Source organism: Burkholderiales bacterium (assembly GCA_013695435.1).
Lineage (GTDB): Bacteria > Pseudomonadota > Gammaproteobacteria > Burkholderiales > JACMKV01 > JACMKV01.
In genome coordinates, this window is sequence record JACDAM010000017.1 from 1 (window position 1) to 3,852 (window position 3,852).

The following is a 3,852-nucleotide window of genomic DNA, read 5'->3' on the forward strand; positions in this document are numbered from 1 at the left end:
AGAGCGCAGGCAGGTACGCGCGAAGTTCTGCGTGGCCGGAGTTCATGCCGCCCATCTGCGCGCGAGCCGGCCCACCGTCCAGTAGGCGAGCACAAAAGCGCCGACGTGGTAGACCGTGTTGAGCAGGACATGAAACTCCTGACAGACGTAAATCACCAGCGCGAGATACAGCGCAATAACCGCTGCGATCAGAACGAGACGCCAGCGCAAGGCGGGATGGGGCCGCCATACGCGCAGCGCTGCGCCGAACGCCGCCATCGCCGCCGTCAGCGCAAATTCGCCGCCTCCGCCCAGAGGCCGGACATTGATTCCGCTGATCAGGTTATTGACGACATCGGCGTGCAACTCGATGCCGAAACGCTCTTCGCCGCCGCGCACTAAAAATTTGTCTTCGCCTTTCTTTTGCAAGCCGACCAGGACGATCTTGCCGGCGAAGTCCAGGAACGCAGAGGATTGTTGGGCGATCACATCTTCGTAGCGATAACGTAAACCGGGCGCCCGCAGACCTTCCAGGGGCGAAAGCCTGATCATCAATGCAGCGACCGCATCGCCCTTCTGAATGGCGACGCAGCCGGCATGAGGCAGCCTAACCTGTTCGAGCAGTGAAAATTCCAGCAGTTGCAAAGCGTCCCGCCCGCGAACTTTAAGCAGACTGTGACTGTAATCCAATCCGACCTCCAGAGGACGATAGACCGCGTGCAGCGCGAGCGCGCTCAAGATACGATTGTCGCGCTCAACCGCCAGCGGCGCGAGCGATGCATAGCCGACACGCTTGCCGATGCACAGATGTCCGACCGCGCTGGCGGCGCCATCGACGGCTGACGTTTCCCAGTTCGCCTGTGATCTGGCGCCAAAAAATACCGCAGTCCCGGAGCGCTTTGCGCTTTCCACCGCCGCAATGAATTCCGCGTCGAAATCGCTGATCTCCCGGAATTCCAGATCGAAAGCCACTGCCTTGGCCCCCGCAAGGTTACGCAATAAGCGCGCATGTTCGCCGCGCCAGCTTCGATCAAAGCGCTTGTCGAGCGCACGTTCGGTATTCTCGGTAATCGCGACGATCGCGATGTGCGGGCTGAGCGTGACCGGCGCGAACTGCTCGCCCAGCCACATCGTATAACTTTCGATCCGGGTATCGAGAGCGAAAAAATCGAACACGCGCATCCAGGCGAACAACAACATCAGAAACGCAATGGCGAGCGCGCTTGCGGCGGCAGCCCGGCCCAGCAAAACTTCACGCAGCCGCGCCCACAGCGATGTCGCCCGATCACCAGGAGCGCGCAGGCGCTCGATCAGCAAGCCGATGTCGTCGTCATAACGCGTATGCCGGAGTTGATGCGCGTTATGCTCGGCAAGGCGTGCGATGTCGGGCGGCAGATCCGCCGCGCGCGGCATGCGTGCTTCATCGATCAATATCGGAATCGTTTCGATGCGCTCGCGATCGAGGGCCGCCGCGATCTCGCGCCGGACCCAATCGTCCGGCGCATCGATGCGGCGCTGTCCCTGCGCGTCGCTGCAGACCAGCCAGCTCTTGCCGATGACCACCAGCACGGCATCGCAGGAAGCCAGCTTGTCCGCGATGACGCGCGCGAAGCGCTCCCCCGAAGCGATGTTCGACACGTCGAAGAAAACCCGCTCCGCGCCGAACTCGCGCGCCAAACGATCGCGCAAGCGCCCGGCGGCGTCGGCGCTGTCCTCTCGACGATAACTGATGAAGACCGTAGTCATCGCGTCTTTCAGACTACAGCGTTTTCAGGTATTCGATCACCCCCCAGCTCGGAGCTAGCGTGACGCCAGCGCGAATCCAGCTGGATGAAAGGGACGCGTTAACCCGGGTTTTGCGTTTCATTCCATCCAGACATTCCCCATTCAGAATCCGGGCTGCATCACGGCATATTGCCGATAACCTTTTTCATCTCATCCGCGGAAAAGGCGCGCAAGGTTTGGGTTCGCACATTGCCGAGCGAGCCCACCTTGAGCAACGCGGAGGTGACCGCTTCATCGGACCCTTCGACAGTCAAAACGAGGTCGCAATGCCCCACCGTCCAGTAGACGCTCTTGACCGTTATGCCCAGTTTCTCAGTCGTTGCCTTGAACGCTGCGAAACGATCCACCGTGTCCTTGACGCTGCGGATTCCCTGATCGGTGAAATTCATAAGAGTGATAAACGTTGCCATGATTTACCTCCAGATAAGAGCTATAGGCGGTCGCCAATCCGGGAAGAACGATGGAGAAAGGCCGTCATTTCTCCGGATCAACCGGTTCACATGCTTTGGTCCGCACGATCGATCAGTGCGTTCGAGGGCAAGTTCCGTTCGACGAGCGGTCAGGCGTCCCACCCGTCACGTTGCAATAATCTTCCTCTCGGAACCATTCTTCTACCGTGGCGCGTTGGTCGTAAATACGACTAAAGCACGAGTACTGAAGTCATAGGCACGCGCCGCGCGGAATCACGCGAAAATTTGCGCCTTCTTGTTCTTGCCGCTGCCCTCGAGCTGCGGATGCTGCGGGTAGCCGCCTTCGTCGAGCAGCGCGTTGACGCGCGTATGCAGTTGCGCGTAACTGATTTTGTAATTGGCGGCGCGTATCGCCTGCAGCACGAAATACGTCATCGCGCCGTGATAGGTCCCGCCGATCAACGCGTCGTACGAATATTCGCGGTCGGTGCACCCCGAAAGCAGTAGTTCCTTCATTTTCGATTGCGGATATCTGGTCTTGCCTTTGGGTTTCGCTTTCCACGGATTGTCGAGCACGGCTTTGCCCAGGAGCGCGGGATTCAGAAAACGCACGCGGCGATCGTCGGGCGTGCGCATGCCCGGAATGATTTCGCTGATCGCAGCGCGCGTCACTGTTCCGGAATGGCAGGAATCCGAAATCATGTCGAGCTTTACCCCTTTCGGCAGGCCGGAAAAAAGCTCGCGCAGTTCGTCATCGATGATCAAATTGTCCTGCGTGTCGTAGGGGCACAGCGCTTCATCGTAACTGGGCTCGTCACCGCTCGCATCGGCGACATAGGTGCCGTGTGAGGAGTTGCTGAAAACCAGCACATCGCCGCTTTTCGCGCCAGTCAGCAACTTCTTGATGCCGTCGATGATTCTGGATTTGATCGCCTCGGCATCGGTCGCGAGCTTCACATCCGAAGACGCGAAATCGTAGTGTTCGACGAGCAGCTTGGCCCACGCCCTGGCGTCGTTCACGCAGCCGTTCAAATCGCTGCCATCGCCGGGATAGTCGTTGATGCCGACGCAGAATGCTCTCCTCGCCATGATTTTTCTCCTGGGAATAAATGCTCGATTTGCGGCGCCGGGCCGGGCCTTAGGCCATCTTCCGATACTTCGCCAGGTTATTTCGCCGCGGGCGTGCCGAATAACCGGAACTCATAGGCGAGCGCCTGATCGCCGCCATCGTGTCTGGACAGCAACTTCATTTTCAGATACCTGGCCTTCACCGGTGAAAACCTGAACTCCTGAAACGGAGTTTTGAACAACTTGATGTTTTGAGTCATAAACTTTCCGATCGGATCGAAACGGCCGGTCGGGTTATCGTTCGACGCCAGCAGTTCAAACTCCTTGATGTGGTACCCGCTAGTGCCTGGAATCAGGACAGCAAAGGTGTCGAAGACCGCGGCCTGCTCGTCGTGAAATGCAAATACGCTTTCGCCCTTAATCCAGAACTGATCCTCTTCGCCGTCGATGGTTTTCGCCCAATCGTCGCTCGACGCCACCAATATCTGGCCGCCGTTTTCACTGGCCAGCAGGTTGACCCGGCCCGCCGCTGCCGGCTTTACGCTGGCGCTCTGGATACCCGGCGGCCGATCGACAATTTGAGAGGACGAGACTTCTGCCGCTGGCTCGT

Annotated in this window: 4 protein-coding genes; all 4 read right to left on the reverse strand. The window is 58.9% G+C overall.

The window, feature by feature from the left end; translation table 11 throughout:
* Positions 1–42: 42 nt before the first annotated feature.
* The gene (locus tag H0V78_01015) at positions 43–1,725 is read right to left on the reverse strand and encodes a CHASE2 domain-containing protein (protein ID MBA2350401.1); all 1,683 of its coding nucleotides are present in this window, start codon (positions 1,723–1,725) and stop codon (positions 43–45) included.
* Positions 1,726–1,883: 158 nt separating this feature from the next.
* On the reverse strand, positions 1,884–2,174 hold the full coding sequence (locus tag H0V78_01020; GenBank protein MBA2350402.1) for a GYD domain-containing protein: 291 nt from the start codon (positions 2,172–2,174) through the stop codon (positions 1,884–1,886).
* Positions 2,175–2,447: 273 nt separating this feature from the next.
* Positions 2,448–3,263, reverse strand: coding sequence for a caspase family protein (locus H0V78_01025; GenBank protein MBA2350403.1), 816 nt, complete (start codon positions 3,261–3,263; stop codon positions 2,448–2,450).
* Positions 3,264–3,340: 77 nt separating this feature from the next.
* The coding region (locus H0V78_01030) for a discoidin domain-containing protein (protein MBA2350404.1) at positions 3,341–3,852 on the reverse strand (512 nt) is incomplete at its 5' end.